The following is a 3823-nucleotide window of genomic DNA, read 5'->3' as shown; positions in this document are numbered from 1 at the left end:
TATTGTCAAAAAGGTGAATGCCAGGGATGCCTGCTGACAAAATTGACGAAAAGCAATCAGATCCTGTCGATTTAATCCCCGGTCAGAAGCTTGTCTATCAGCCAGAAATAAACCTACCGGTTTGTTGGATTTTTTCAACGGCATAGCCAGCATCGGTTTGCCCGCCATTAGCTGATTACTTTCCTTGTGCAGTTTTTTTAACAGCGAAGGCTGTGAATTGTCGATCAATACGGCATCTTCTGCTGCGAGTAAATCTTTAAAAAGTGTCTGTGCATTGCTATCAATCGATATCTGAAACAATTCGCAGAACTGTTCATTCTGGTTGCCAAGTACATAACGACAATTCAGTTGCTTTTTATCTGCTGATAATACGGCAAAAATCACTCTATCCATTCCTGCCCCCCGATAAATCCCCTCCATCACCATTTCCAATATCAGATTGATGCCACAATGTTCCTGGATGGCTTGGGAAATGTCTTGCAGAATGCGTAACTGCATGGATTGATCCGGTGCTGGATAATCTGCTGCTGGTTCTAAATCGCTGGAAAAATCTTGCGGTTCCCCTTCAGTTTTTACTTCTGGAGGTAGCGGAATCAAACCTCTCACACGTTCACTACCGGTGAGGTTAAGTAACTTTTGTGCCGACAATGCACTCTCATGTACAGAGGGCTTTAGTGTTTCCAGTTTTTGGTGTGTCAATGACGCAACTTTTTCAAACCATGGATCAAGTTTGTCGGCATTCCAGCCTTTACTGGTTTCAATCGCTAATTGACCAGCATGTCTAATTATCAGAACGGATTCGGACTTCACATTCGGCCGAAAACTATCGATTAATAAATCATTTAACGACCAGGCTTCTGCCAGGCCCTGCGTAAGTTGCTGAAGTGTAAAGCCCAATACATCACTTTCGGCAGTAGCATTACAATCTCTGCTTTCAAAAGCGGTTACGGTTTTTTCATCAGCAAACGCCCAAAAAGTTAAATGCCCCAAACGAGATAATAATGCAGCAATAAAGATATCCTCAGGCGTTTCAAAATGACAGAGGGTTGCCATATTTTGTGCCTGAACAGCTGCATGCAGAGAAACAGCCATTTCTTTAAGCACTTTGTCGTGACGTTTGGTGGCTTTTAGGGAGTCAATCAAAACCAGTGTCAGTGCAAGGACTTTAACTTGTTCAAAGCCCAACAGCATCAATGCCCGCGATACAGTATTGATATGATGTCCCTGTGGATTGTAGTAAACGCTATTGGCCATTTTTAGCAGACGACTGGTTAATGCTGCATCACGAAGAATTACCTGAGCAACATCAACCGCCGCGCTATCTTCTTGCTCCAGGATCTGGTTAATCTCCAACATGGTATTTGGAAATACCGGCATATGTTTATTGGTCAGCTGTTGAATAAACCGTTGTGCGGCAACTGGAATTGGTGTCATTCGTCGTTATCTTTCAATATAAGCTGATTGGCAATACCATGCGGAACATGGCCTGTTGCCACATGATCTCTTGCAGATATGCAATGACGTTCCTGATCATCGAAAAAAATATCGGCACCAAATGATTTAAGGAAAGGCCCTTTTTCCATCCCACCAAGAAAAATGGCTTCATCAATACGAATGCCCCACTCTCTCAATGTGCGAATGACCCGTTCATGAGCCGGAGCAGAACGTGCGGTGACTAATGCGGTACGAATCGGTGAACTATTTTCTGGATATTCAGTTTGAATTTTATTTAAAGCCATTAAAAAGTCTTTAAAGGGACCACCCGATAGAGCTAGCCTTGCAGTTTGCTGTTCATTTTCGGTGAAAGCTTCAAGACCACGTTCTTTAAATATTCTTTCAGATTCATCCGAAAAGATGACAGCGTCACCATCAAAGGCAATGCGTAACTGTTCTGATTCAGAGTTATGTCCCAGGTTTGATGGCAGGATAGTCGCAGCCGCAATACCAGCCTCAAGGGCCATCCGAACGTCTTCAGGGCTGGTAGACAAAAACAGGTTGGCGCTAAATGGCGCAACGTACCGATAAGGACTGCTGCCGGAGGTAAACACGGCGCGGATGATGCCTAAATTATGATGTTGAATTGAATTAAAAACCCGCAATCCGGTATCCGCACTGTTACGTGACAATAAAATAATCTCAACCCGCGGTGTTTTGGGATTATTGTCATTCAAGGCAAGTAATTTTTTGACCAGATTAAATGCACCACCTGGTTCCAGAGGCACATCTTCATTTTCTATCTGAAAGCGGCAATAGGCCTCTGTGCCCTGCTCTTCATAAATACGATGGCTTTCATCCAAATCAAACAAAGCACGTGATGAAATAGCCACTACCAATGGTTTTGTCGCCGTGTCCACGTTTACTCCCTGATCAATGATTGAGCGTCGTTGCGTATATTTTGTTTAATCACATTCCACATTTTTTCTCGGCTTTCTGCTGGCAATTTCGGGCTATTAAATAACCTCTGCATATCTTGCTCAAAACTCGTCAATACCGAAACGGATGCAGGCTTACCTTTAGGGAAATTACTATCTGCAGTAAAAACTACATGACAGAACACTGGCATTTTTGGAATCAACGAACGAATGGCCTGTCGGGCATTTTCAAGATGATGCAGTGGGTTTATAAATTTATAACTGCGACCATCTACAATTTGTGTCCATTGTTCTATTTGCTCAGCACCAAATAAATGTCCGCTAATCGGGTAATCACGCAAAATCAAAATACCTTGTTCCAGCAGAAAAAGTTTTTCAATTTCCAGTATGCCGCCGACCCCATCAGGAAGAATGACATTGTTAAGTTCATCCTGTTTATAAGGTTTTAACACTTGCTCGATTTGGAGCTGTGAAGGACTTCTACGAAAAAAAAGCCGATAGAGTAAAGAGATAACAATTACTGCAACAATGCTTAGCCCGACGGCCACCTCTACAGAAAATTCTTCAAGCAAATGAATAGTACTCCCGAAATTTATATTATACGGCGATTAAGCCAGGCTTTGTTCAATTGACTGATCGTTGATTGGATCCTGATGAATTATAACTTCTGCCTCATCAAATAACCCCTGAATATCCTGACTTACTGCCACACTGACATCATGGGCCTGTTGCAGACTTAGTTCGGGATCCAGTTCCAGATGTAATTGTATAAAGGTCGTGGTGCCCGAGCGCCTGGTGCGTAAATCATGTACACCTTTTGCTTGAGAATGCGTTAAGGCTGTCTGGATTATCTGTTGTCTCTCTTTATCAGTAATTTCATGATCCATTAGTAGATCAACAGCATCTCTTAATATCCTCCAGGCACTGAACAAAACATAAACAGCGATAAAAATCGCCATGAGCGGATCCAGCCAAATCAGTCCGAAATGGGATAAAAACAACGCGATAATGACACTGAAATTGATTAATAAATCAGATCGATAATGCAAAGAGTCGGCACGAATGGCAGACGAATTGGTTTTAATGATAACGAAGCGTTGCAGAAACAATAAACCAATGGTGGCTAGCATGGAAAACACCATCACTGCTATTCCCAACTCAATACCGGTAGTCAAAGGTTGAGGATTTATCAGGCGACCACTGGCCTGAAACAGCAGCATTATTGCAGAGCCTGTAATAAACATGGACTGACCTAATGCAGCAAGAGGCTCGGCTTTACCGTGACCAAAACGGTGTTCTTTATCTGCTGGCTGCAGTGCATGACGAATGGCCAGCAGGTTAACCAGAGAGGCCAATAAATCCAGACTGGAATCAATAAGACTTGCCAGAATACTGATGGAATCAGAAATATACCAGGCAGTTAACTTGGCAGTAATAAGCGCTAATGCAGT

Annotated in this window: 4 protein-coding genes; all 4 read right to left on the bottom strand. The window is 42.8% G+C overall.

Going from position 1 to position 3823, the window contains the following annotated elements; genetic code table 11:
- On the bottom strand, positions 1 to 1434 hold a 1434-nt coding region (locus B3M51_RS01930), incomplete at its 3' end, for an HDOD domain-containing protein (protein ID WP_292756460.1).
- Positions 1431 to 2354, bottom strand: a complete 924-nt coding sequence (locus tag B3M51_RS01925) for a 5'-nucleotidase (RefSeq protein ID WP_292481965.1) — start codon at positions 2352 to 2354, stop codon at positions 1431 to 1433. The genes B3M51_RS01930 and B3M51_RS01925, both read right to left, overlap by 4 nt.
- A 2-nt stretch (positions 2355 to 2356) precedes the next feature.
- On the bottom strand, positions 2357 to 2944 hold the full coding sequence (locus B3M51_RS01920) for an NERD domain-containing protein (RefSeq protein ID WP_292481967.1): 588 nt from the start codon (positions 2942 to 2944) through the stop codon (positions 2357 to 2359).
- Positions 2945 to 2980: 36 nt separating this feature from the next.
- Positions 2981 to 3823, bottom strand: an 843-nt coding sequence (locus B3M51_RS01915) for a cation diffusion facilitator family transporter (RefSeq protein WP_292756458.1), incomplete at its 5' end; no start/stop codon positions are given.

Source organism: Methylophaga sp. UBA2689, from assembly GCA_002354555.1.
Lineage (GTDB): Bacteria > Pseudomonadota > Gammaproteobacteria > Nitrosococcales > Methylophagaceae > Methylophaga.
This window is presented reverse-complemented; position numbering and strand designations above follow the sequence as displayed.